The organism is Microbispora sp. CSR-4, assembly GCF_008033685.1.
In the GTDB taxonomy this organism is placed as follows: Bacteria; Actinomycetota; Actinomycetes; order Streptosporangiales; family Streptosporangiaceae; genus Microbispora.
The window spans coordinates 21388-44095 of the sequence record NZ_VJVX01000066.1; the positions used below are offsets into that span (position 1 = coordinate 21388).

At 72.3% G+C, this 22708-nt stretch carries 23 protein-coding genes; 8 read left to right on the top strand and 15 right to left on the bottom strand.

Annotated elements, in window-relative coordinates:
• The first annotated feature begins 43 nt into the window (after positions 1-43).
• A complete protein-coding gene (locus tag FLV34_RS33975; RefSeq protein ID WP_261986003.1) occupies positions 44-523 on the top strand; it encodes a hypothetical protein in 480 nt (159 codons plus the stop codon).
• Here FLV34_RS33975 and FLV34_RS33980 read toward each other — a convergent pair.
• On the bottom strand, positions 520-1731 hold the full coding sequence (locus FLV34_RS33980; RefSeq protein WP_222709721.1) for a sugar MFS transporter: 1212 nt from the start codon (positions 1729-1731) through the stop codon (positions 520-522). The genes FLV34_RS33975 and FLV34_RS33980 overlap by 4 nt on opposite strands.
• 142 nt (positions 1732-1873) lie before the next feature.
• Here FLV34_RS33980 and FLV34_RS33985 point away from each other — a divergent pair, with 142 nt between their 5' ends.
• From FLV34_RS33985 to FLV34_RS33995, 3 genes are all read left to right on the top strand, one after another.
• Positions 1874-2551, top strand: a complete 678-nt coding sequence (locus FLV34_RS33985; RefSeq protein ID WP_222709722.1) for an alpha/beta fold hydrolase — start codon at positions 1874-1876, stop codon at positions 2549-2551.
• Positions 2552-2629: 78 nt separating this feature from the next.
• The gene (locus tag FLV34_RS33990) at positions 2630-3103 is read left to right on the top strand and encodes a MarR family winged helix-turn-helix transcriptional regulator (RefSeq protein ID WP_147945050.1); all 474 of its coding nucleotides are present in this window, start codon (positions 2630-2632) and stop codon (positions 3101-3103) included.
• A complete protein-coding gene (locus FLV34_RS33995; RefSeq protein WP_147945051.1) occupies positions 3100-4647 on the top strand; it encodes an FAD-dependent monooxygenase in 1548 nt (515 codons plus the stop codon). The genes FLV34_RS33990 and FLV34_RS33995 overlap by 4 nt, the downstream gene beginning before the upstream one ends.
• Here the strand turns inward: FLV34_RS33995 and FLV34_RS34000 are convergent.
• Positions 4644-5594: a sigma-70 family RNA polymerase sigma factor gene (locus tag FLV34_RS34000; protein WP_142650211.1), complete on the bottom strand. Its 951-nt coding sequence runs from the start codon at positions 5592-5594 to the stop codon at positions 4644-4646. The genes FLV34_RS33995 and FLV34_RS34000 overlap by 4 nt on opposite strands.
• A gap of 127 nt (positions 5595-5721) precedes the next feature.
• Between FLV34_RS34000 and FLV34_RS34005 the strand changes: the two genes are divergently transcribed.
• The 3 genes from FLV34_RS34005 to FLV34_RS34015 all read left to right on the top strand — a co-directional run bounded on the left by FLV34_RS34005 (position 5722) and on the right by FLV34_RS34015 (position 8586).
• Positions 5722-7140 (top strand): MFS transporter, encoded by a 1419-nt coding sequence (locus tag FLV34_RS34005; RefSeq protein ID WP_222709723.1) that lies wholly within the window; start codon positions 5722-5724, stop codon positions 7138-7140.
• Positions 7141-7245: 105 nt separating this feature from the next.
• Positions 7246-7668, top strand: a complete 423-nt coding sequence (locus tag FLV34_RS34010) for a nuclear transport factor 2 family protein (RefSeq protein ID WP_147945052.1) — start codon at positions 7246-7248, stop codon at positions 7666-7668.
• A 72-nt stretch (positions 7669-7740) separates the two neighbouring features.
• Positions 7741-8586: an MBL fold metallo-hydrolase gene (locus FLV34_RS34015; protein ID WP_142650213.1), complete on the top strand. Its 846-nt coding sequence runs from the start codon at positions 7741-7743 to the stop codon at positions 8584-8586.
• A gap of 84 nt (positions 8587-8670) precedes the next feature.
• Here FLV34_RS34015 and FLV34_RS34020 read toward each other — a convergent pair whose 3' ends face one another.
• The 10 genes from FLV34_RS34020 to FLV34_RS34065 all read right to left on the bottom strand — a co-directional run bounded on the left by FLV34_RS34020 (position 8671) and on the right by FLV34_RS34065 (position 18681).
• Positions 8671-9483 (bottom strand): sulfurtransferase, encoded by an 813-nt coding sequence (locus tag FLV34_RS34020; RefSeq protein ID WP_142650214.1) that lies wholly within the window; start codon positions 9481-9483, stop codon positions 8671-8673.
• Complete coding sequence (locus FLV34_RS34025) at positions 9480-10205, bottom strand: ABC transporter ATP-binding protein (protein ID WP_142650215.1); 726 nt, start codon at positions 10203-10205, stop codon at positions 9480-9482. The genes FLV34_RS34020 and FLV34_RS34025 overlap by 4 nt, the downstream gene beginning before the upstream one ends.
• The gene (locus tag FLV34_RS34030; RefSeq protein ID WP_147945053.1) at positions 10202-10969 is read right to left on the bottom strand and encodes an ABC transporter ATP-binding protein; all 768 of its coding nucleotides are present in this window, start codon (positions 10967-10969) and stop codon (positions 10202-10204) included. Before FLV34_RS34030 ends, FLV34_RS34025 begins: the two co-directional genes overlap by 4 nt.
• The gene (locus FLV34_RS34035; protein ID WP_142650217.1) at positions 10966-11898 is read right to left on the bottom strand and encodes a branched-chain amino acid ABC transporter permease; all 933 of its coding nucleotides are present in this window, start codon (positions 11896-11898) and stop codon (positions 10966-10968) included. Before FLV34_RS34035 ends, FLV34_RS34030 begins: the two co-directional genes overlap by 4 nt.
• Positions 11898-12773 (bottom strand): branched-chain amino acid ABC transporter permease, encoded by an 876-nt coding sequence (locus FLV34_RS34040; RefSeq protein WP_168066303.1) that lies wholly within the window; start codon positions 12771-12773, stop codon positions 11898-11900. Before FLV34_RS34040 ends, FLV34_RS34035 begins: the two co-directional genes overlap by 1 nt.
• A gap of 113 nt (positions 12774-12886) precedes the next feature.
• Complete coding sequence (locus FLV34_RS34045) at positions 12887-14065, bottom strand: ABC transporter substrate-binding protein (RefSeq protein WP_147945055.1); 1179 nt, start codon at positions 14063-14065, stop codon at positions 12887-12889.
• Positions 14066-14072: 7 nt separating this feature from the next.
• Entirely contained in the window at positions 14073-14609 is a 537-nt protein-coding gene (locus tag FLV34_RS34050; RefSeq protein ID WP_147945056.1) for a (2Fe-2S)-binding protein, read from the bottom strand.
• A complete protein-coding gene (locus tag FLV34_RS34055) occupies positions 14606-15502 on the bottom strand; it encodes a xanthine dehydrogenase family protein subunit M (RefSeq protein ID WP_142650221.1) in 897 nt (298 codons plus the stop codon). Before FLV34_RS34055 ends, FLV34_RS34050 begins: the two co-directional genes overlap by 4 nt.
• 6 nt (positions 15503-15508) lie before the next feature.
• Positions 15509-16303, bottom strand: a complete 795-nt coding sequence (locus FLV34_RS34060; protein ID WP_142650222.1) for an N-acyl homoserine lactonase family protein — start codon at positions 16301-16303, stop codon at positions 15509-15511.
• A gap of 20 nt (positions 16304-16323) precedes the next feature.
• Positions 16324-18681 carry a xanthine dehydrogenase family protein molybdopterin-binding subunit gene (locus FLV34_RS34065; RefSeq protein WP_147945057.1) on the bottom strand — a complete coding sequence of 786 codons (2358 nt, stop codon included), beginning with the start codon at positions 18679-18681 and terminating at the stop codon, positions 16324-16326.
• A gap of 242 nt (positions 18682-18923) precedes the next feature.
• On the opposite strand from FLV34_RS34065, the gene FLV34_RS34070 reads away from it, so the two are divergent.
• Positions 18924-19604: a TetR/AcrR family transcriptional regulator gene (locus FLV34_RS34070; RefSeq protein ID WP_142650224.1), complete on the top strand. Its 681-nt coding sequence runs from the start codon at positions 18924-18926 to the stop codon at positions 19602-19604.
• Between the two features lie 126 nt (positions 19605-19730).
• Here FLV34_RS34070 and FLV34_RS34075 read toward each other — a convergent pair whose 3' ends face one another.
• The 3 genes from FLV34_RS34075 to FLV34_RS41900 are packed head-to-tail and all read right to left on the bottom strand — an operon-like array spanning position 19731 to position 22044.
• Positions 19731-20831, bottom strand: coding sequence for a calcium:proton antiporter (locus tag FLV34_RS34075; protein WP_142650225.1), 1101 nt, complete (start codon positions 20829-20831; stop codon positions 19731-19733).
• 46 nt (positions 20832-20877) lie between these two features.
• Entirely contained in the window at positions 20878-21753 is an 876-nt protein-coding gene (locus FLV34_RS34080; RefSeq protein ID WP_142650226.1) for an NUDIX hydrolase, read from the bottom strand.
• Positions 21754-21792: 39 nt separating this feature from the next.
• On the bottom strand, positions 21793-22044 hold the full coding sequence (locus FLV34_RS41900; protein WP_142650227.1) for a hypothetical protein: 252 nt from the start codon (positions 22042-22044) through the stop codon (positions 21793-21795).
• Positions 22045-22708 lie beyond the last annotated feature (664 nt).

Consider the following 22708-nt stretch of genomic DNA (forward strand, 5'->3'; position numbering starts at 1 on the left):
GCGCGTGCCGTTTGGGGCGGCCCGGCCCGGTTAGGCGACCGCTATGAGCATTTATCGAGACATGGCGGCGGGAGCGGTCGCGGGAGCGGCCGGGACGACCGTGCTCAACGCGATCACCTATCTGGACATGGCGGTGCGCGCCCGTCCGGCGAGCTCGCTGCCGGAGCAGGCGGCCGGCGCCGTCAGCGAGCGGCTCCACGTCGGCCTCGGCGAGGAGGAGGACGCCCGCAACCGGGAGCAGGGGCTCGGGCCCATGCTCGGCATCCTCACCGGCGTCGGTGTGGGCCTCGCCTACGGCCTGTTCCGCCACGCCGTACGGCGGAGGGTCAGCCTCCCGGCCGCGGCGACCGGGGTGGGCATGGCGGCGGCGGTCGCGGGCAGCGCGCCGATGACCGCGCTCGGGCTCACCGACCCGCGTGAGTGGGGCGTCGGCGGCTGGATGTCCGACCTGGTCCCCCACCTCGGCTATGGCCTCGCCACGGTCGCGGCGTTCGAACTGACCAGGTCCCGCCGCCGGCGCTAGCTAGAGGAGGAGGCGGCGGTGCTCGCGGCCGGGGTCATGCGGGTGGTCACCAGCCACCAGATGACCAGTTGGAGCAGGGCCAGCGCCACGGCGAAGGGCGGCAGCGTCCAGGCGCCGATGCCCTGGGCGATCGCCCCGGCGAGCCACGGGAACACCGCGCCGCCGATCACCGACACCCCGTTGATCAGCCCGATGGCGGTGGGCACCAGCCGGGCCACGGTGAGCCGGGGCGCCACGGCCATCGTCGTGGGGAAGATCGGCCCGAGCCAGAAGCCGAGCAGCACGAAGCTGACGCTGGCCATCACGGCGCCCGGCACGAGCCAGGCCAGCGTCGTGCTGAGCGTGACCCCGGCCAGGCAGAGGAAGGTCATCCCGGTCGCGGTCATGCCGAGCCGGGTGGCGATCGGGCTGATCAGGAAGCGGCCCAGGGTGAGCCCGAGCCAATACCCGGAGACGGTGTATCCGGCCAGCAGGCCGCTCTGCCCGTGCTCGTCGACCAGGAAGCTGAATCCCCAGTTGCCGACGCTGATCTCCAGGCCGACGTACACGGCGAGGAACACCGCGCCCAGCAGGACGGCGGGCTGCCGTGAGGCGGTGGCCAGCAGGCCGGAGCGCTCCGCGTGCTCCTCGGCGGTCGCGGGCGGCGGGGCCTCGCGGGCGGGCAGGGTCAGATAGAAGCCGATCAGCAGCGGCAGGCAGACCAGGGCCAGCACCAGCCACACGGCCGTCCAGGGCAGGAAGGTCAGGATCCACGTGGCCAGCAGCGGCCCGAGCAGCGCGCCGACGCCGAAGAACGCGTGCAGGCGGTTGAGCAGCGTCGTCGCCCCGGGCAGGTCGGTCAGGTAGGCGTTCAGCACCGATTCGAAGATGCCGGTGCCATATCCGGCCACGATCTGGATCACCAGGAAGGCCAGGAACGGCGGGCGTACGGCGGTGAGGAGACCGGCCAGCGCGAACGTGCCACCGCCGAGGATGAGCGAGGCCCGGATCCCGAGGCGGTGGATCAGCGGGCCCGCGGTCGAGCCCGACAGCATGAACCCGGCGGAGAAGGCGAAGAACTGGGTGCCGATCGTGGCCTTGTCGAGGCCGTAGTCGTCGATCTGCGCCGGCAGCAGCACCCCGCCCACGCCGGAGCTCAGGCCGACGAGGACGAAGGTGATGTAGGAAAGCGCGACCGGCGCCCAGAACTCGCGCCGCAGTGCGGACACCTGACCTCCCGCGTACGAGCAGCCTTCCGGCCACCCGGCATGCGGGATCGGCCGACGATCAACGGTGATCCCGTTTTCGGCGACATGTTACTTGCTGTGCCCGTTGCTCCCATAGGGGTTTACCGGGGGTTATCGTCGCAAAGTGGCGAGCGCGAGGGTGAAGGCCAACGGCATCGGGATCGCGTACCGGACGTACGGTCCGGACGGCGCCCCGCCGCTGATCCTGCTGCACGGTCTGGGCGAGGGCATGGCCGGCTGGGACGGCGTGGCCGGCGCGCTGGCCGTCGGCCGGCACGTGTATGCCCTGGACCTGCGCGGTCACGGCGCCAGCGACTGGCCGGGGGACTACGGCCTGGAACTCATGCGCGACGACGTCCTCGCCTTCCTCGACGCGCTGTCGCTCGACCCGGTCGACGTGATCGGGCACTCCATGGGCGGCGTCGTCGCCTACCTGCTCGCGGCGGAGCGGCCGGGCCGGGTGGGCACGCTGGTCCTTGAGGACGTCCCGCTCCCGGTGCCGCGTGTCCCGCCCCCGCTCGTACGGCCGGAGGGGCCGCTGTCGTTCGACTGGGCCATGGTCGAGGCGATCAGGCCGCAGATCGACGAGCCCGACCCGGCCTGGCTGGAGCGGCTGGGCCGGATCACCGCCCGCACGCTCGTGATCGGCGGCGGGCCGGACAGCCACATCCCGCAGGACCGGGTCGCCGAGATGGCCCGCCGCATCCCCGGCGCCGTGCACGTCACGATCCCGGCCGGGCATCTGGTGCACGAGACCGCCCCCGACGCCTTCGTCCGCGAGGTCACGGCCTTCCTCGGTTAGAGCGAGGTCACGGCCTTCCTTGGCCAGACCGGCTGACAGGGCCGGTGGCCCGATCCCGTCGCGGCATATACTTCCTTCATGGAAGTAACTAGTTCGGTCTGGACGATCGTACGGGCGTTGCATCGGGCGGCCCAGATACAGCGGCGAGCTGCGGCGGCCTCCGAACCGGGGCCCGTGGCTCTCGGCCTGTTGAATCTCGCGGCGCAGGGCGGTGTGCGGCCGAGCGCGGCGGCGGCGGAGCTGGATGTTCCGCCGCAGTCGGTGACGCGGGCGGTCGCGGAGCTGGAACGGCTCGGGTTCGTGCGTCGCGTCGGTGACGCCTCGGACGGACGGTCGTACGCGATCGAGGTGACCGACGCCGGGCGCCGGGAGCGTGAGCGGTTCCGGGACGAGATGACCGCACGGTTTTCGGCGCATCTCACCGGCTGGGAGCCGGAGGAGATCCGCCGTTTCGCCGACCAGCTCGACCGTCTGGTGACCTCGCTCGCCTCGGACGCGCCCGCCCGCCCGGCCACGGAGCGCAAGCCGAACGCGTGGCGGACGTCGTCATGAGCGACGTCGATGTGATCGTCGTGGGCGCGGGCCTGGCGGGCCTGGCGGCGACCGCGTTCCTGGCCCGGCAGGGGGGGCGGGTGCTGGCCGTCGACCGGCACCCGGGCACCTCGGTGCATCCGAAGGCGCGGCTGGTGAACGTCCGGTCGATGGAGCTTTATCGCACCCTGGGCATCGAGGCGGAGGTCCGCGCGGCGGGCGAGGCGAACAGCGGGTTCGAGAACGCCGAGACCCTGGCGGGAGAGTGGGCAACGTGGATCGCGCCCCCGGCCGACGAGGTCGAGGCGGCGGGCCTGAGCCCCACCGTGCCGTACTCGTGCGACCAGCAGCGTCTCGAACCGATCCTGCTGCGACGCGCGCGAGAGCTGGGAGCGGAGGTCCGGTTCCGCACCACGGCCGTCCTGACGGACATCACCGCCGACCAGGTGACGGTCGGTTTGCGTGGGGAGGACGGCGAGGAGAGGTTCGTACGCGCCCGGTTCCTCGTCGCCGCGGACGGCGCCCGCAGCGGCATCCGCGCCCGGCTCGGCATCGCGCTGCGCGGCGAGGAGATCAAGGGGGAGTCGGTCAGCGTGGTCTTCCGCGCCGATCTGGCACCGGCCCTGCGCGGGCGGGAGGTCAACGCGATCATGTGTCGCGACGCCGGCGCGTTCCTGTTCGCCCGCGGCACCAAGGACGACCGTTCCTGGCAGCTCGGCACCTACCTCCGGCCGGGATGGGCTGCGCTGGAGCCCGGCGAGCTGGACGACCGGCTCGTCGAGGTCATCCGGGCGGCGACGGGCCTGCCCCACCTGCGTCCGGTGATGGAGGACACCGCGCGGTGGACGACCGGCGCCTACGTCGCCGGCCGTTTCCGCGCAGGCCCGGTGTTCCTCGTCGGAGACGCGATCCACGTGATGCCGCCCTACGGCGGCTTCGGCGGCAACACCGGAGTGCAGGACGCCCACAACCTCGCCTGGAAGATCGCCGCCGTGTGCCGTGGCGATGCAGCCGAGACGCTGCTGGACACCTACGAGCCGGAACGGCGGCCGATCGCCGAGCTGACCGTCGCCCAGGCGCTCCTGCGTTCCCGCAAGAGGCCCGGACAGGCGCCGCCACCGGAGCAGATCGACGCCGTCGCGCTCGCGCTCGGCTTCCGATACGGGCACGACTACGGGCACGACGGCGGCGCCCCGGTCGAGGACCCCGCCCGGCCGAGTGGCCGGCCGGGCACCCGGATGCCGCATGTGCGCCTCGGCGACGGCCGCAGCACGCTCGACCTCCTCGATCCCACCCGCTTCAGCCTCGTCGGCCGCAGCACGGAGCCGGTCGTCCGCGATCTCGCGGCCCGCCTCGATGAGCTCCGTGAGCTCGTCGCCGCCGTTCCCGTGGCCGCAGTTCCCGTCGACCCCGGCGTCGTCGACCCCGCCCACCGCGAACGGTGGGACGCGGTGTGGGACCCGGGCGCACTGCTCGTCCGTCCCGACGGCGTCATCGCGGCACGGATCAGGACCCGATCCGAGATGCGCGAGGCGCTCCTCTCCTGCCTCGGGAGACGTCGCTAGACCATGGGCGGCAGCGAGAAGACGGCGAACAGGGCGGGGTCGCCGAACACGACGTTGCGCGCGACGCGGTCCCCGTAGATCGTGAGCACCTGGAGCGAGTGGGCCCGGAAGACGCCGTCGCCGCCGTCCACGTAGGCCGCGAGCGCAGGCTGTCCGTTGGCGCGGGTCGGCACCATCCGCCAGGGGCCCCGGGCGGCGCAGACCCAGCGGATGAAGTCGCCGAACATCTCCCGCCCGGCGAACCACGACAGGAACGGCGGCATCTCCAGCACGGCGTCCTCCCGCAGCAGCCGCTCCAGGGCCTCGACGTCGGCCTTCTCGAACGCCGCGACGTAGCGGTCGAGCAGGTCGCGGCAGGCCGGGTCGTCCGGCTCGACCAGGTCGTCCTCGGCGGGCGCCACCCGGTCGAGCTGGGCGCGGGCGCGCTGCAGGGCGCTGTTGACCGCGGCGACCGAGGTCTCCAGCAGGCCGGCGACCTCGCTCGCCCGCCAGGCCAGCACCTCGCGCAGGATGAGCACCGCCCGCTGCCGTGGCGGCAGATGCTGCAGGGCCGCGACGAACGCCAGCCGGACCCCGCCCCGCGACGCGACGAGCGCGGCGGGGTCCACCAGCGCGTCGGGAACGGGCTCCAGCCAGGTCACCTCGGGCAGCCGCCGCTGCGGTCCCGCCTCCGGGTCGTCGCTCGGGCCGGTGAGGCCGGACGGCAGGGCCCTGCGCCCGCGCTGTTCGAGCGCCGTGAGGCAGGCGTTCGTCGCGATGCGGTAGAGCCAGGTGCGCGGGGAGGCCCGCCGCTCGTCGTAGTCGCCGGACGCCCGCCACGCCCGCAGCATGACCTCCTGCAGCAGGTCCTCCGCGTCGTGCACCGAGCCGAGCATCCGATAGCAGTGCGTCATCAGCTCACGCCGGTAGGGCCCGGTGATCTGCTCGAACTCCTCGTCACTCCACATGTGTTCTCCCGCGTCGCGTGGCCGTCACCGGTATCTACCGCCTCGCCGCGCCGGACTCATCGGTCGCCGATGAGTTTTCCGGCCGGCCCCGGTAGGTACCGGCGAACCCACTGCGGAAGGACACGACGTGACAACCAGCCATACCGTCCGCCCCGCGCCGCCCCGTGCCGGGCGGCCCTGGCCGATGCTGGCGGTGCTGCTCGCCGGCCAGTTCATGGGGCTGCTGGACCTCTACATCGTCAACGTGGCGATCCCCAGGATCGGCGCCGACCTGGGGGCGTCCGGCGCCGCGCTGCAACTGGTCGTGGGCGGCTACATCATCGCGTACGCGACCCTGCTCATCACCGGCGCCCGGCTCGGCGAGCTGTACGGCAGGCGCCGCATGTACGTGATCGGGGTCGCCGGATTCACCGGGGGCTCGCTGCTGTGCGGGCTCGCGCCCGATGCCGGGACGCTGATCGTCTTCAGGTTCGTCCAGGGGGCCGCGGCGGCGGTCATGGTCCCGCAGATCATGAGTGTGATCCAGACCAGGTTCACGGGCAGGGCCAGGGCCACCGCGCTGAGCGCGTACACCGCGGTGCTCTCGGCCGGTTCGGTCGTCGGGCTGGCGCTGGGCGGGGTGCTGGTCGGCGCCGACCTGGCCGGCACCGGCTGGCGGCCGGTGTTCCTCGTGAACGTGCCCGTGGGCGTCGTGCTGACGGTCGTGGTGCCCCGGCTGGTGCCCGCGGACGCGCCGCCGGACCGGCCGCGCGGCTCGCGCCGGCTCGACCTGCGGGGCCTCGCGCTCGCGCTGCCCGCCACGCTGCTGGTCGTGCTCCCGCTCGTGCTGGGCCGGGAGGCCGGGTGGCCCCTGTGGACGTACGCGTCGATGGCCGCGGGGGTGGTGCTCGCCGCCGTGTTCGTCGTGGCGCAGCGCCGTACGGCGGCCCGCGGCGGCGACCCGCTGCTGAACCTGGACGTGCTGCGGGCGACCGGCATGCCCTCGGGGCTGACGACGCTGCTGGCCCTGATGGTCGCCTATGGCGGGTTCCTGTTCACCTTCGCCCTGCATCTGCAGGGCGTGCTCGGGGAGAGCCCGCTGCGTGCCGGGCTCACGTTCCTGCCCATGGCCGCGGCGTTCGGGCTGGGCAGTTTTCACTGGCGCAGGCTTCCGGGGCGGATCCACCACCTGCTGCCACCGGCCGGGCTGGCGCTCAGCGTCGTCGGCACCGCGGCCCTGGCCGTCTCGGCGACCGGCGACCCGGTGATGTGGGCCGCGCTGGTGGTGCTCGGCGCGGGGCTGGGCGTCTCGACCAGCCTGCTCACCCACGCCCTGGTCCACGTGCCGCCCGCCCGCGCCGCCGACGCGAGTGGCCTGCTGACGACGACCATGCAGTTCGGCCAGCTCAGCGGGGTTGCGGTGTTCGGTGCGGTGTTCCTCGCCCTGGCCGATCCGCCGCGTCCGGAGGCCATGGGCGCGACCGCCTGGTGGCTGGCGCTGGCCGCGGCCGCCGGCGCGGTGAGCGCCGTCGCCCTGGCCCGTGCCGTACGGGCCCGGCCCGCGTGAGGCCAGGTGCCGCGTCCGGCGGCGTTGCGTCCCCTGCGGACGGCCTTTGCCAAGGCGGGGTTACCGTGGGGTGTACGCCCTGGGGCCCTGGGGGAGTGATCCGTCATGCCTTACGGCCGACAGCTCGCCGACCGCGTGCTGGACGCGGTGAACGCGCATGACCTCGACCGGCTGGCGGCGTGCTACGACCGGCATGCCGTCCTGGTCACCCCTCTGAGCATGTGCGAGGGGCGCGATCGGATCATCGGCTACTGGAAGGACCTGTTCGGGGGCTTCGTCGACCTGGCCATGACGGTCTGGAACAGGGTGGAGTACACCGAGCCCGGCTTCAACGAGTGGATGATGACGGGCACGCACACCGGCACCATCGCGCTGCCGGACGTCGTCGCGGACGCGAGCGGCCGGCGGATCACCCTGCGCGGCTGCGGGGTGTTCCACACGAAGAACGGCCTCGTGGCCACCCATCGGCACTATTTCGACCTGCTGGAGCTGTACTGCCAGCTCGGATTCTCGCTCGACATCGACTAGCTAACCTCACCCCGCTTTCGGGTGATTTGTGGTGGTTTACGTAGCCTGGAAGCCTGGGAGAGGGGAGGCGTCATGCCCGATCCAGCGGACGCGACCGTGTTCTTCGTGGGAAACGCCACCATGATCATCCGTTCTCACGGTTTCACCGTGCTGACGGATCCGAACTTCCTGCACCAGGGGCAGCGGGCCCATCTCGGCTGGGGGCTGAGCACCCGTCGCCGTACGGAGCCGGCGATGGAGATCACGGAGCTCCCGCCGCTGGACCTGGTCGTGCTGTCGCACATGCACGGCGACCACTGGGACAGGATCGCCAGGAAAGGCCTCGACAAGGACCTGCCGATCGTCACCACCCGACACGCGGCGGCCCGGCTGCGCCGCCAGGGTTTCGTCCGCGCCATCGGCCTGGAGCCGTGGGAGTATCACCACGAGCGCCACGGGGACGGCACGCTCACCGTGACGGCCACGCCCGCCCGGCACGCGCCGGGCCCGGTGAACTCGATGATGCCGCCGGTGATGGGAAGTGTGCTCGACTTCGCGCACGCGGGCGAGGTCGATCTGCGCCTGCACATCAGCGGCGACACGATCATGGACGAGTGCCTGTCGGAGATCCCGCGCCGCTTCCCCGACATCGACGTCGGCATCCTGCACCTCGGCGGCACGCGGATCCTCGGCGTCACCGTGACCATGGACGGCGCCCAGGGGGTGGAGTGGCTCGGGCTGATGCAGCCGGAGTCGGCCCTGCCCGTCCACTACGACGACTACGCGGCGTTCGCCTCCCCGCTCAAGGACTTCCAGCAGCACGTCCGGCGAGCGGGGCTGTCGCACATGGTCCACTACCTCATGCGCGGCGAGACCTACCGCCTGCCCGTACGGAAGGCCGGCGTACGCCCGCACCGCCCGGTCGTCGGGCCCGGCTGACCGCACCGGGGACCTTCGAGGACTCACCACGCGGTGAGAACGCCGCCGCGGCGTTGTCCTGCCCCGGCCGTACGGACCTCGCGATCAGGCGGAGTGGCTCTCCTTCGGAGTGGCGGGATCGGCGCTCCACTCCGACCACGAGCCGTCGTAGACGGTGAGCCGATCGAACCCGATCTCGCGGAGGGCCAGGAAGGCGGCGCTGGCGGAGACCCCGCCGCCGCAGTAGAGGATCGTGGGCCGGTCCCGTACGATGCCGGCCCGCTCGGCGAGCTCCGCGATCTCGGACGGGGCGCGCAGGAGGCCGCCTTCGGCGAAGAGGGCCGGCGCCGGGAACCTGACCGCGCCGGGGATGTGGGCGCCGGCCGCCCGGTAGGTCTCGTCCATCCGGCAGTCGGCGATCGTGACGTCCCCCGTGCCGAGGGCCGCGAGCACGTCGTGCTTGGTGACCCGCAGGTCCCGGGGTCCGGGCACGGGGTACGTACGAGGCTCGGGCGCGGGCACCTCGGCGGTGACCGGCCGGTCCTCGCGCAGCCACGCGGGCAGCCCGCCGTCGAGGACGTGGGCGTCGGCGTGCCCGTACTGGCGAAGCGCCCACACCAGCCGTGCCGCCATGTAGATCGTGCCGTCGTCGTAGGCGACCACGGTCGTGTCCGGCCCGATGCCCGCGGCCCCGAGCACGCGGGCGAACGCCTCCGGCGTGGCGAGCTGGCCCTCGACCGGGTCGTCCTCGTCCGACAGGTCGCGCAGCCAGCTCAGGTAGACAGCGCCGGGGATGTGGCCGTCCGCGTAGGCGCGCGCACCCGCCTCCGGGTCGTCGAGCCGCCACCGTACGTCGACGATCCGGACACCCGGGTCGGTCAGCCGGGCCGCGAGCTCGGCGGTGCCGATGAACGTCATGATTGCTCCTTTGTGCCGAGATAGATGTCGCGGACGCGAGTGGAGGAGGACAGGTCGGCGGCCGGGCCGGATTCGGCGATGCGGCCGGTCTCCAGCACGTAGGCGTGGTCGGCGAGGTCCAGCGCGAGCTTGGCGTTCTGCTCGACCAGCAGGATGGTGTGGCCCTCGTCGCGCAGCCGGGCCAGCGCCTGGTAGATCCGCGTGACGAGCTTGGGCGACAGGCCCATCGACGGCTCGTCGAGGATGAGCAGGGTCGGCCGGGCCATGAGCGCCCGGCCGATGGCGAGCATCTGCTGCTGGCCGCCGGACAGCAGCCCGGCCGGGGCGTCCAGCCGGCCGGCGAGCTCCGGGAAGGTGCCGAGCACCCGGTCCAGCTCGTCGTCGCTCCGCCAGCTCCGGGGGCGGGTCGCCGCTCCCATGCGCAGGTTGTCGCGGACCGACAGCCGGGCGAAGACGCGCCGCCCCTCGGGCACGTACGCGATGCCGAACCCGGCCATCTTGTGCGCCTCGTGCCTGCTCACGTCGGTGTCGCCGACCTTCACCACGCCGGAGCGGTCCGCCTGCAGCCCGAGCAGGCCCCGGATGGTGGTGGTCTTGCCCGCGCCGTTGGCTCCCAGCAGGCAGGTGACCCGGCCGGTGGCGGCCTCGAACGAGACGCCGTGGACCACCTCGATGCGGCCGTAGGCGACACGCAGGTCGCGGATGGTGAGCGCGGCCGTCATGGTGTCCCCTCTCCCAGGTACGCCTCGATGACGCGGGGATCGGCGCGTACCTCCGCCGGGTCGCCCGCCGTCAGCAGCTCGCCGTGGTCGAGCACCGCGATGTGGTCGGAGACCTCCATGACGAGCTGCATGTTGTGCTCGATGAGCAGCACGGCCACGCCCGCCCGCGCCATGCGGGTCACCTGCTCGCCCACCATCCGCGCGCTGGTCGCGGGCAGCCCGGCGGCCGGCTCGTCGAGCACGACCACGTGGGGGTCGAGGGCGAGTACCCTGGCCAGCTCCAGGAGCTTGGCCTGGCCGAAGGGCAGGGACTCCACCGGCACGTCGGCCGAGTCGGCCAGGCCGAACCGCTCCAGCAGCTCGCGGGCGGCCGTGCGCAGCCGCCGTTCCTCCCGCCGCGCGCCCGGCGGCGCGAGCAGGGCGCCGACCAGCCCGCTGCCGCCCCGGCCGTACGCGCCCATCATGACGTTCTCCAGCACCGTGAGGCCCTTGAAGATCTCCAGGTTCTGGAAGGTGCGGGCCAGGCCCGCCGAGGCGCGCAGCTCGGGACGCTGTCCGGTGAGGTCGCGGCCGGCCACCTCGATCCTGCCCCGGTCGGGGCGTTCGAAGCCGGAGACGATGTTGGCCAGGGTGCTCTTGCCGGCTCCGTTGGGGCCGATCAACGCGGTCACCATGGCCGGCCGCACGGTCAGGCTGACGTCGTTCAGCACGCTGACCCCGCCGAAGCTCTTGGAGACCCCCGTGATCACCAGTCCTTCGCTCATCGGGCCCTCCTCGGCGCCAGGCGCGCGGTCAGGCCGCCGACGCCGTCGGGGAACGCCTGGACGGCCACCAGGAACACCACGCCCACGATCAGCGACTCAAACCCGGCGTATTCGGTGCCGAGCTGGGACAGGCCGGTCAGCAGCGCCGCGCCGATCAGCGGGCCGGTGGGACGGCCCGCGCCGCCGACGGTCAGGCCCACGACGAACAGCACCGCTGTGAAGAAGCCGAAGGACGAGGGGCTGACGAAGGTGTCGTGGAACGTCTGCAGGGCTCCGGCCACCCCCGCGTAGCAGCCGCTGAGGCCGAAGGCGAACAGCCTCAGCCGGTAGGCGGGCACCCCGCTCGCCACGGCGGCGGGCTCGGAGGACCCGAGCGCCCGCAGCGCCCGGCCCGCCCGCGAGGACGCCACGTTGTGCGCCACGAGCACGCCGAGGAAGGCGAGCGCGGCGGCCAGGACGTACATCGCGGTGGTCCCGCTCACGGCCTCGCCGAGCGGCGGGATGCCGAGCAGGCCGTTGGGCCCGCCGGTCAGCCAGGTCAGCCGGCCGAACAGCAGATAGAGCACGTAGCCCGCCGCGAGGGTGGCCATCGTGAAGTACGTGGCCCGCAGCCGCAGCGACGCCGACCCGATCAGCAGCGCGACCACGGTGACCAGCAGCGGCGCGCACACGAAGGCCAGGACCGGCGGCAGGATCGAGCGCGCGCTGAGGATGCCCGCCGTGTAGGCGCCGAGGCCGTAGAGGCCCGCCTGCGCCAGGGAGATCATCCGGGCGTGGCCGTTGATGAAGTCGAGCCCCGTGAGCAGGAGCAGCATGACGCAGAACTGCACCAGCACCGAGTGCGCGTAGTCGGAGACGAACACCAGGGGGAGGGCCACGAGCAGGACGCCGGTCGCCACCGGCGGCGACAGGACACGCGAGACGGCCATCAGACGCGCACCGCCTTCCGCTGCGCGAACAGGCCGGTGGGCCGGGTGAACAGCACGATCAGCAGGACGACGAACGCGACCGCGTCGCTGTAGGTGGCCGAGCCGTACCCGGCGACCACGGCCTCGGTCAGCCCGAGCAGCAGCCCGCCGGCCAGGGCGCCGTAGAGGTTGCCCAGCCCGCCGAGCATCGCGGCGGCGAACCCCTTGAGCCCGAGCAGGGTCCCCGAGTCGTAGGACATCACCGACAGCGGTGCGAGGCCGACCCCGGCGAGCGCGCCCAGCACCCCGGCGAGCACGAACGCCCAGCGGGCGGTCGTACGGAACGGCACGCCAAGGGAGGCGACCATCTCGGGGTCGTCGGCGGCGGCCCGCAGGATCGTGCCCCGGCGGGTGCGCCGGAAGAACGCCGACAGCGCCGCGGCGACCACCACGACGACCGCGAGGTTCCACAGCGCCTGGGTGTCGACGACCGCTCCGGCGACGTGCAGCGGCGCCTCCCCGAGGAAGTGGGGAAGCTGGTAGGTGCGCGCGCCGGTGGCCAGCAGGACCACCGCTTTGATCACCAACGTCAGCCCGATCGTCGCGAGGGTGATCACGTCGGCGTTGTGGGAGCGGGAGAAACGACCGGCCGCCAGCTCCGTCAGCAGGCCGGCCGCCACTCCGACGGCCAGGGCGGCGAGCAGGCTCACGACCAGCGGCGGTCGCAGCCACTCGTTGACGATCCCGGCCATGACGCCGCCCAGCATGACGAACTCGCCCTGCACGAAGTTCACCGCGCCGGTGCCGTTGGCGACCACGCCGAAGCCCACGGCCACCAGCGCGTACACCGCGCCCACGCTGAGCCCGGCGAACAGGACCTGGAGCAGCAGGGTCACCGGGCCTCCCACCGGGCCTCCCACCGGGCCTCCCACCCGGCGCGGGAGAGCGGGGGCCGGGTCGTCCGGCCCCCCGCCAGGTCTCCGCTCGGGCGAACCACGCCGGACACGACCTAGCTCCCGGCGGGCACGAAGCGCGTGCCGTCCCACTTGATCATCGTCACGCCGTCGGAGGCGAGGCCGCTGTGGTCCTGGGCGCTGTACCGGAACACGCCGGTGAGGCCGACGTACTCGCCCAGGTTCTCCAGCGCCTTGGCCAGCGCCGGGCCGTCGGTGGTGCCCGCCTTCTCGATGGCCTCGGCGGTGATCATCATGGCGTCGTACGCCTGGCCCGCGTAGACGTTGGGCTGCTCCTGGTACTTCGCCTGGTAGGCCGTGACGAAGTCGCCGATCGTCTTCTTCTGCGGGTCGGAGTCGGGCAGCAGGTCGTAGACGGGGAGCTTGGGGGAGGCCAGCACGGTGCCGACGCTCGCCTCCCCCGCCTGCCGCATGTACCTGTCGTCCACGAAGCCGTGGCCGTGCTGGATCAGCACCGAGTCGTCGCGCACCAGCGCCCGCGCGTTCTTGATGAAGGCGACGCCCGAGCTGTCGGTGGTCCAGGCGAGGTAGGCCTGGGGCTTGCCGGCCGCGAGCTTGCCGAGCGTGGGGGTGAAGTCGTTGGTGCCCGTGTCGAAGGACGCGACGTCCATCTTGATGCCGGCCGCGGGGACCTCCTGCTTGGCCACCTCCAGCGCCGACTGCCCGAAGCCCGTGGTGTCGGGCAGCATCGCGACCCGCGAGACGCCCTTGGCCTTCCAGAACTCGATGATCTTCTGGATGACGACGGTGTCGTTGAAGGTCGCCTTGAACGTCAGCGCGTGCGCGCTTTCCGGCTGCACGATGTTGCGGGCGCCCTCGGTGGCGACGAACAGCTTCTTCGCCGGTTCGGTGAGCTGCGCCATGGCCAGCGCGATGCCGCTGGCGCTGCCGCCGCCGACCACGACGTCGACCTTGTCACTGGTCAGCAGCTTGCGGGTCTGCGACACCGCCGTCGCCGTGTCGCCGGCCGGGTCGTAGAACTTCCACTCGATCTTCTTGCCGTCGATGCCGCCCCGCTGGTTGATCTGGTCGATGGCGAGCTCGATGCCCTTGCGCATCTTGTCGCCGACGTTCGCCGCCGGGCCCGTCACCGAGAACAGCGTGCCGACCTTGATCGTCTTTGCTTCGCCGCCGCCGGAGTCCGCGCCGGCCGAGCAGCCGGCCACCAGGACCGCGGTGGAGAGTGCGGCGGCGAGCCCATGCCTTGTCTTCATGTTTCTCCTAGTGCTGCCGATCGGTGTGCTGTTGATCGGGAACGTCGCGTTCCCACTGCTCGTCCGCCTGCCGTACGGCGGCGATGATGCCCTGGTAGCCGGTGCACCGGCAGAGGTTGCCGGACAGCGCGACGCGGATGTCGCGCTCGGACAGCCCCCGCCGGGTGCTGAGCAGCTCGTACGCCGTCATCAGCACCCCGGGGGTGCAGAACCCGCACTGCAGGGCGTGGTTGTCGGTGAAGGCGCGCCGCAGCGGATGGGAGGCCGAAGCGCCGGAGGCGAGGCCCTCCACGGTGGTGACCTCGTGCCCATCCGCCTGGACGGCCAGCAGCAGGCAGGACCGCACCGACGCGCCGTCGAGCAGGACCGTGCACGCGCCGCACACCCCCTGCTCGCATCCGACATGCGTGCCGGTGAGCCGCAGCTTCTCGCGCAGCAGCTCGGCGAGGCTCTCGCGCGGCTCGGCCCGTACGGCGTGCTCCACGCCGTTGACGCGCAGCCGGACGAGAATCCGCTCGTCACGCTCCCCGGGACCGGTGGTCACCGCTGCTCACCCGCCCGGGACCAGGCCGTCTCCAGGCTCCGCAGCGTCAGCGCGTACACCAGCCGCCGCCGGTGCGCGGCGTCGGTGCGGGCGTCGCCGTACGGCTCGCACTGGACCGCGGCGGCCCTCGCCACCGCCCGGAACGCCTCGGGAGACGCCGCGGACGCCTCCGCAGACGCCTCCGGAGCGGCGCCGATCAGCGAGGCCGCCGCGGGCACGCGCCACGGACGCGGCCCGACCCCGGCGCAGACGAGGGCGGCGTCCGCGATCACGCCGCCAGCGGTCAGCGTCAGCTCGCAGGCGACGCCCACCAACGGCAGGTCCGCGTGCCTGCGGCTGTACTCCACCCACGCCTGGCCGGTGCGCGGCGGCGGGAGCGGGAACCGCACGCCGATCGCCATCTCGCCCAGGGCCAGCGACGTGTGGTTCGCCCCGAGGAAGAACTCGCCGGCGGGACACGTCCTGAGCCCGGCCGCGGACGCGATGCTCACCTCGGCCCGGCAGGCCACGGCCACCGCGGGCAGCTCCGCGGACGGGTCGGCGTGCGTCAGGCTGCCGACGATCGTGCCCCGGTTGCGGATGGCGATCCTGCCGATCAACGCCGTCGCCTCGGAGAGGATCGGAATCCGGGCGCGCACGTCCGCGTCCAGCTCCACGCGGCGCTGCCGTACGGTGGCGCCGATGTGGAGCGCGTCGTCGTCCCACCGCAGGACGTCCAGGCCGGCGACGGCGTTGATGTCGACCAGCGTCCCGGGGCGCGCCGCCCGCCGGTTGAGCAGCGGCACGAGGCTCTGCCCGCCGGCGAGCACCCGGGCGTGCCGATTCCCGGCGAGGTGGGCGAGCGTCTCCTCCAGCGAACGCGGGCGCACGTAGTCGAAGGCGGCGGGTCTCATCGGGGGTCAGGCTCCGATCGGGGACCCGATGCGGGTGATGTCCCAGGCCTCGGACATGTGCAGCGGCAGCACGTTGTCGCCGCCGATCTCCTTGAGCTTGAGCATCGTCTCGTACGACTCGAACAGGTCGGTGTGGCCGCCCGGCGGGATGACCTTGAAGTGCTCCTGCTGCTCTTCGGTGGGGTAGAAGTTCTCCTTCAGCACGCACATGCCGGCGATGACGAAGGTGCCCTCGCTCGTCTTGACGATCGCGGACTGGCCGCCGAAGGTGTGCCCGGGGGACAGGATGAGCTCGAGCCCTTCGGCGATCTTGTGCGTGCCGTCGAGGAGCTCCAGGTTCCCCTCGGCGATCTTGTCGTAGTGCTCCTTGGGGGCGAACGAGGTGGCGAACATCTCGTGCGACGGGGTGGTCTCCCACTCCCTGCGCTGCACGTAGACGGTGCTCTCCGTGAACGGGTCCATCGTCATGCAGTGGTCCCAGTCCAGGTGGGACAGGACGACGAAGTCGATGTCGCGCGGGGCCAGGCCGCGGTCGCGCAGGTGCTCGGTGATCGGCTTGACGTCGACCACGTCGGCGAAGACCTGGCCGACGTGCACGAGCTGGCGGTCCTTGGGCCGGATGTGCTCGGCGTAGTCCCGGGCGCTGCACCCCACGTCGATCAGCACGTTGAGGTCCTTGCCGCGCACCAGCCAGGACACGTACGGGATGTCGATGGCCACGCCCGCGTTGTGCATGTAGGTGAAGCGGCTCTTCTCCCTGTGTGGTCCGTACGCGACGACCATGGGCTCGATCGTGAACAACGTTGTCTCCTTGTCGGGGATCAGAAGGGGCCGGGCAGCAGACCGGACACGTAGGCGGGCGTCAGCGGGGTGCGGTCCACCTCGACGCCGAAGGGGGCGAGCGCGTCGGCGACGGCGCAGGCCACGGCGGCCGGCGTCGCGATCACTCCGGATTCGCCCATTCCTTTGCTGCCGTTGACGGTGAGCGGAGACGGCGAGCAACAGTGCCCGAGCCGTACGTGGGGGATCTCGGCGGCGGTCGGCAGCAGGTAGTCGGAGAACGAGGTGGCCAGCGGCACGCCGTCGGCGGTGTAGGGGACGTGCTCGTACAGCGCGCCGCCGACGCCCTGGACGAACGCGCCGAGGACCTGGCCCTCGACCATGAGGGGGTTGAGCATCGTGCCGCAGTCCTCCACGGCCGCGGCGTCCACCACCGCCACGTCGCCGGTGAGCGGATCGACCTCGACGACCACGGCCACGCAGCCGTTGGAGTAGGTGGCCGGGGGGTCGTAGAACCGGTTGGCGACCAGGTCGGGCTCGGGGAGGCGCTCGCGCACGGCGGGATCGAAGTGCGCCCGGCCGGCCAGCTCGGCCAGCGGCACGCTCCGTGCCGGCACGCCGCGAACCCGGACGTGCCCCTGGTCGAACTCCAGGTCGCGGGGGTCGCACTCGAGCAGGCCGGCGGCGAGGCGGGCGAGCTTGTCCCGCAGGTCGCGGGCGGCCAGGGTGAGCGCCCCGCCGATGACCGTGGCGGTCCGGCTGGCCCTCGTGCCCGCCGTGCTGATCGGGACGGCGGCGGTGTCGTCGGCCAGCACGGTCACCGTCGCCGGGTCGACGCCCAGCACGTCGGCCACCACCTGGGCCAGCACCGTGGCGTGCCCCTGCCCCTGGGACGGCGTGCCGACCGCCACGGTCACCTCGCCGGACGGCTCCATGGTGACCCGCACGTGGTCGTGCGAGGCGAAGGACCACGACGACTGCAGCGCCCCTGCGGTGCCCCAGCCGCTGGGCTCGACGTACGGGCTGACGCCGACGCCCAGGTAGCGGCCGCGCTCGCGGGCGGCCGCGCGGCGCTCCTCCAGGCCGGTGTAGCCGATCAGGCCGGCCGCCTTGTCGAGGGACTCGACGTAGCTCCCGCTGTCGTAGTCCATCCCGGTGGCCGAGGTGTAGGGGAACTCCCGGACGAGGTTCTGCCTGCGCAGGTCGAGCGGGTCGCGGCCGAGCAGCCGGGCGGCCCGGTCGATCAGGACCTCCCGCGCGGAGTGGCTCGCCGTCCAGCCGACCCCCCGATACGGGGAGATCGGGGACTTGTTGGTCAGCACCGCGGTGACTTCCCAGGCCACGTTGCGGATCCGGTACGGCCCGGGCAGCAGCCCGGCCGACAGGTAGCACTCGATGAGCGCGCTCGCGCTGTTGAAGGAGTAGGCCCCGCAGTCGCCGACGATCCGTGCGCGGACCGCCTCGAACGCGCCGTCCGCCGACAGCGCCAGCTCCATGTCGACGATCTGGTCCTTGGCGTGCGGGGCGGCGGTGATGTTCTCCTGCCGGTCCTCCACCCACCGCACCGGAAGGCCGGTGGCCCGCGCGGCCAGCGCGACGGCGATCTCCTCGGGGGCCGCCGGGATCTTCTGGCCGAAGCCGCCGCCGACGTCGGGGACGAGCACCCTGATCCGGCCCTCGCCCATCTCCAGGCAGTGCGCCAGCTTCCGCCGCAGCAGGTGGGGCGACTGGGTGGAGCAGTGCACGGTCAGCCGGTCGCCGGCCGCGTCGTAGTCCGCCAGGCAGCCGCGGGTCTCCATCGGCGCGGCGATGAAGCGGCCGGTGGTGAACCGCCCGGTGACGACGTGTGCGGCGGACGCGAAGGCGTCGTCCACGTTCCCGTACGTCCGGCTGCCCGCGTAGATCACGTTGCCGGGAATGTCCTCGAAGAGCGGCTCGGCCCGGCCGTGCTGTCCGGCGAGCGGGTCGGTGGCGGCCGGCAGCGGCGCGTAGCCGACCCGGATCAGCTCCGCCGCGTCCTCGGCCACCGCCCTGCTGCCGGCGAGCACGATCGCCACCGGCTCTCCCACGTAGCGCACCCGGTCGGAGGCGAGGGCCGGTTGCGGGGTCTTCACCAGCCCGGGTACGGCGACGGAGTCGACCAGCGGCCGGTGCGGAAGCTCGGCCGCGGTGAGCACCGCGTGCACCCCGGGCAGCGACCGGGCCGCGCTGGTGTCGATGGAGACGATCCTCGCGTGCGCGTGGGGCGAGCGGAGGAAGTGCGCGTGCGTCATCCCCGGCACGGTGACGTCGGCGAGGAACCTCCCCGCGCCGGCGAGGAGCCGTGCGTCCTCCAGCCGCGTCAGGCGTGCGCCCAGTGCCCGCTCGCTGGGGCCGGAACCGGTGAGCCGCTCGCTCATGTCCCCTTCCGAGGATCTAACAGTTCGGTCTGATAGTTGTAGTCACGCCTGCCGGCCATGCTCGTGAGGTCGTGATCATCTGGGTTGATCAGTGATTTTGACCGGAGCGAGTCCGGCAGTGGAGTCCGTTCCTGTTTGCTCGAACAGGAACAGCATACATAGCCTACCGGCTGTGTCGGAAATTCTGCACGTTAGGGTGATCGAGGCCGCGCACCCCCGTCCGCTGTGAAAGGAGAGCCCGGGTGACCGTCAAGAATCGCGATGGGTCGGCCGTGGACGGCAAGGTGCGGCGTCGTGATCCCGACCGGTCCCGGCAGGCGATCCTGGACGCGGCCGAGCAGGTCTTCGCCAGGGAGGGCTACGACGGGGCGAGCATGGCCGCGATCGGCAAGGCGGCCGGGGTCTCGGGCACGCTGCCCGGCTACTTCTTCGGCGACAAGGCGACCCTGTACGCGGCGGTCATCGACCGGCTGTTCGAGGAGCGCAACCGCGCGCTGGAGGAGCTGGGCAGGGCGGCGACGGCCGTGCTGAAGGAGGAGGACGGGCTCCGCCGCGGGCTGGAGGTGCTGGTCGGCGGTTATCTGCGGTTCCTGCTCGCGCGCCCCACGTTCGTGCAGCTGATGGCGCGCGACGCCCTCGAGATGACCCGCAGCGGCCGGGCGACCGAGCCGCGCCATTCGGCCGCCTACGAAAGCAGCGTGCGCGGGTTCCTCGCGGCGCTGTCGCCGCCGCCCGGTCCGGGAGTCGAGCCCGACCAGTTGCTGATCAGCATCGTGGCGCTGTGCTTCTTCCCTCTCGAGCACGACGCGACCATGCTCGCCGGCATGGGGTACCGCGCGTGGACCCCCGCCTTCGTGGGCAAACGCACCGAGCACGTGGTGGACATCCTGCTCCGGGTGCTGACCACCACGCCCGTACGGTAGACCTGCTCGATCGGCCTTCGAGGACATGCCCTCCGCTGTTCACGGGCTCACGGGCGTACGGCTCGCAGGCGTACGGGCTCACGGGCGTACGGGCTCACAGGCGTACGGGCTCACAGGCGTACGGGCTCACGGGCTCGCCGCGAGGAGCAGGAAGGCGGCGCACAGCGTGAGGTGCACGCACGCCTGCAGCAGGTGGGCCCGGCCGGGCATCACGGTCAGCGTCGCCACGACGACGGTGATGCCGAGCAGCACGATGTGCGTCGGGCCGAGCCCGAGCAGCAGCGGGCCCTTCATCCACAACGACGCGACGGCGATCGTCGGAATGGTGAGCCCGATGCTGGCCATGGCCGAGCCGAAGGCGAGGTTCATACTGACCTGCACCCGGGCCCGCCGGGCCGCGCGCACGGCCGCGAGGGTCTCCGGCAGCAGCACCAGCAGCGCGATCACGACGCCCACGGCCGACTGCGGGAGGCCCGCCGCGCTCACGGCCGTCTCGATCGCGGGAGACTCGACCTTCGCCAGGCCGACCACGGCGACCAGCGCGCTCAGCAGCAGCGCCAGACTGGCCACGGTGGCCCGCGTGCTCGGCGGGCTGGCGTGTTCGGCGGCCTCTCCGCCATCCTCGTCCGTCTCCACGGGCAGGAAGTAGTCGCGGTGCCGCACGGTCTGGGTGAGCACGAACAGGCCGTACAGCGCGATCGAGGCGAGCGCCGCGAACGCGAGCTGGGCCGGGGCGAAGGCGGGGCCGGGGCTGCTCGTGGTGAACGTCGGCAGGACGAGGCTCAACGTGGACAGGGTGGCGACGGTGGCCAGCGCGGCTCCCGTCCCCTCCGCGTTGAACACCGCCACCCGCCGCCGCAGGGCCGCGACCAGCAGCGACAGGCCGACGATCCCGTTACAGGTGAGCATCACGGCGGCGAAGACGGTGTCGCGGGCGAGCGACGACGCGGCCGGGCCCCCGGACGCGGTGAGGCTGATGATCAGGGCCACCTCGATCACGGTGACCGCCACGGCGAGCACGAGCGACCCGAACGGCTCGCCCACCCGATGGGCGATGACCTCGGCGTGGTGCACGGCCGCGAGCACGGAGACCGCGAGGAACAGCGCCGCGATCACCACGACGACGAGAGGAATGGTCCGTCCCCACGCCAGCGCGAGCACTGCCACGGCGAGGATCGGGACGGTCACGGTCCAGGTGGCGGCCAGTCGGCGGAAGAGCAGGATCACATGCTTTATCCTGCCCAAATGGGACGAATGGTATAAAAGTCTCAGCTCAGAGCTGCTTGAGCAGCCAGCGGGGACCGGCGACCACGGCGCCGAGGGCCGTCACCCGCTCGCGCAGCCCGCGGTCGGCGGTGACGACGAGCGTGGTCTCCCAGGGCCGCATGTCGCGCACCGCCTCCACGATCGCGTCGTCCCCGCTGCCTCCCGCCGCCACGACCGTCAGGTCCCCGGTCACCGGCCCGGAGTCGGCGGCACCGGTCGCCGCCCCTTCGAGCACCGCGACCATGCGCGGGAACCACCGGGTCAGGGCCGGCACGCCTTCGGGCATCTCGCCGATGCCCTGTTCGCAGAGCGGGACCAGCTCGTTGAGCAGGCGGTTCGCGGCGCCCGCCCGGTCCTTCCACCAGCCGTGCTCGGCCCGCGCGCCGATGATGTTGGCCATGTCGAGCACGACGACCACCGGGCTCAGCGCGGGCCTGATCCTCGGCCACGACTCGGCGAAGCCGGGGTGCAGCTCCCTCGCCGGGACCTCGTCGGCCGCCACCCAGCGCATGTCCGCGCTCTCGCCGTTGGCGGGCGAGGCGTCGAGCAGCCCTTCGGCCTCCGCGATCACCGTCTGGAACGACCAGCCGCCGTGGTCGTCGACGTAGAGCCCGCGCACCCGGACGAGCTCGGAGTCGAGCGCCGCCTCCTCGCGGGCCTCTCGCAGCGCGCCGGCGATGGCGTCCTCGTGGCTGTCACGCGCGCCGCCCGGCAGGCCCCACGTCCCGCCGTGATGGCTCCACCAGGAACGCTTCTGCATCAGCACGTACGGCATGCCGTCGAGCGTGTGGTGCACGGTGAGCAGGCCGGCGGCGCCGTACAGCCCCCAGTGCTGGTGTCCCAGTGAGCACAGGGCCCAGCCGTCGCCGTCCTTCGCCGTCATGCACCCATCTTGCCGCAGCCTGCCGAGGCGCTCTAAGGGTCACCAGTGTTCGAGAGGGACCTCCACCCCTGCGGTCAGATCGAAGAGGGTCACTCCGTCCATGATGCGGACGACCTGGATCTGTGTCGCGAAACGTACTTCCCGTAGGCGCGTGGCGGCCTCGTGGGCGGTCTGCGGGAAGTGATAGCGATCGGCCGCTTCGCCGTCCGGGACGGGCCGGATCGAGCGGACCTCGAACCGGTCCGGCGGCCATACAGGGGGAAGAGGAGCTGAGTGGTGCCAACCGGACATGTCTCTCCCGTCAGGCCGTTTCCAGAGAAGTTGACCCATGGGGCCTTGTTGATCGCCAGTGCGTGACGGGGTCGTAGGCCGATCGTTATTAACCGGTAAGCGATCCTTTCTGGCCTGGAGTCCCTAGCCCGTTAGCGTTTGAGCCCTCACTCGTGATTCCCCCATTGTCCGGAGAATCAGGAGATGTCATATCTGGAGAGGCGCCCGCTTCCTGCGGCCGGAGGAGCGGGCGTTGTCCTCCCACTTTTCTCCTCCGTCTCGCGCCGTCATCGGCGCGGGTGGCGGTGACCGTTGCCCGTCGCCGTCCCCTGCCGGTCCATCGATCCCGGCAGGGGACGGCGCAGGCGTGGCGGCGGCAGCCCGGTGAGCGTGTCGACCTGGGGTCGAGCGCCGAGGTCTCCGTCGGCGCGTAGCCGGTGAAACGCCGTGCCTGCGCTCGGGCCCTTCGAGCCCACCCGCGGCTGCCGCCGCCCTTGCTTTCCTCGTTCTCGCCTGAACGTTTCACCCGCTCCCGGGTTCCGGTGTGCCGTCTCCGGTGGTTTCTGTGCTTGTGGGGGCCGGTGTACGCGGTTGCCGCTGTGGGGTGTCGTTGACCGGTGATCGGTGGGGTCGTACGTTGCTGTGCGGTGTTCCTGGGTGTGGATGTCCGGGTGTGGATGTCGTT

Coding starts and splice junctions, on each gene's coding strand:
- FLV34_RS34045 (WP_147945055.1), bottom strand. CDS start 14,065: ATGAAGACAAGGCATGGGCTCGCCGCCGCACTCTCCACCGCGGTCCTG.
- FLV34_RS34065 (WP_147945057.1), bottom strand. CDS start 18,681: ATGAGCGAGCGGCTCACCGGTTCCGGCCCCAGCGAGCGGGCACTGGGC.
- FLV34_RS34015 (WP_142650213.1), top strand. CDS start 7,741: ATGCCCGATCCAGCGGACGCGACCGTGTTCTTCGTGGGAAACGCCACC.
- FLV34_RS34035 (WP_142650217.1), bottom strand. CDS start 11,898: ATGGCCGTCTCGCGTGTCCTGTCGCCGCCGGTGGCGACCGGCGTCCTG.
- FLV34_RS34055 (WP_142650221.1), bottom strand. CDS start 15,502: ATGAGACCCGCCGCCTTCGACTACGTGCGCCCGCGTTCGCTGGAGGAG.
- FLV34_RS34080 (WP_142650226.1), bottom strand. CDS start 21,753: ATGACGGCGAAGGACGGCGACGGCTGGGCCCTGTGCTCACTGGGACAC.
- FLV34_RS33975 (WP_261986003.1), top strand. CDS start 44: ATGAGCATTTATCGAGACATGGCGGCGGGAGCGGTCGCGGGAGCGGCC.
- FLV34_RS41900 (WP_142650227.1), bottom strand. CDS start 22,044: ATGTCCGGTTGGCACCACTCAGCTCCTCTTCCCCCTGTATGGCCGCCG.
- FLV34_RS34010 (WP_147945052.1), top strand. CDS start 7,246: ATGCCTTACGGCCGACAGCTCGCCGACCGCGTGCTGGACGCGGTGAAC.
- FLV34_RS34020 (WP_142650214.1), bottom strand. CDS start 9,483: ATGACGTTCATCGGCACCGCCGAGCTCGCGGCCCGGCTGACCGACCCG.
- FLV34_RS34025 (WP_142650215.1), bottom strand. CDS start 10,205: ATGACGGCCGCGCTCACCATCCGCGACCTGCGTGTCGCCTACGGCCGC.
- FLV34_RS34030 (WP_147945053.1), bottom strand. CDS start 10,969: ATGAGCGAAGGACTGGTGATCACGGGGGTCTCCAAGAGCTTCGGCGGG.
- FLV34_RS34000 (WP_142650211.1), bottom strand. CDS start 5,594: ATGTGGAGTGACGAGGAGTTCGAGCAGATCACCGGGCCCTACCGGCGT.
- FLV34_RS33990 (WP_147945050.1), top strand. CDS start 2,630: ATGGAAGTAACTAGTTCGGTCTGGACGATCGTACGGGCGTTGCATCGG.
- FLV34_RS33995 (WP_147945051.1), top strand. CDS start 3,100: ATGAGCGACGTCGATGTGATCGTCGTGGGCGCGGGCCTGGCGGGCCTG.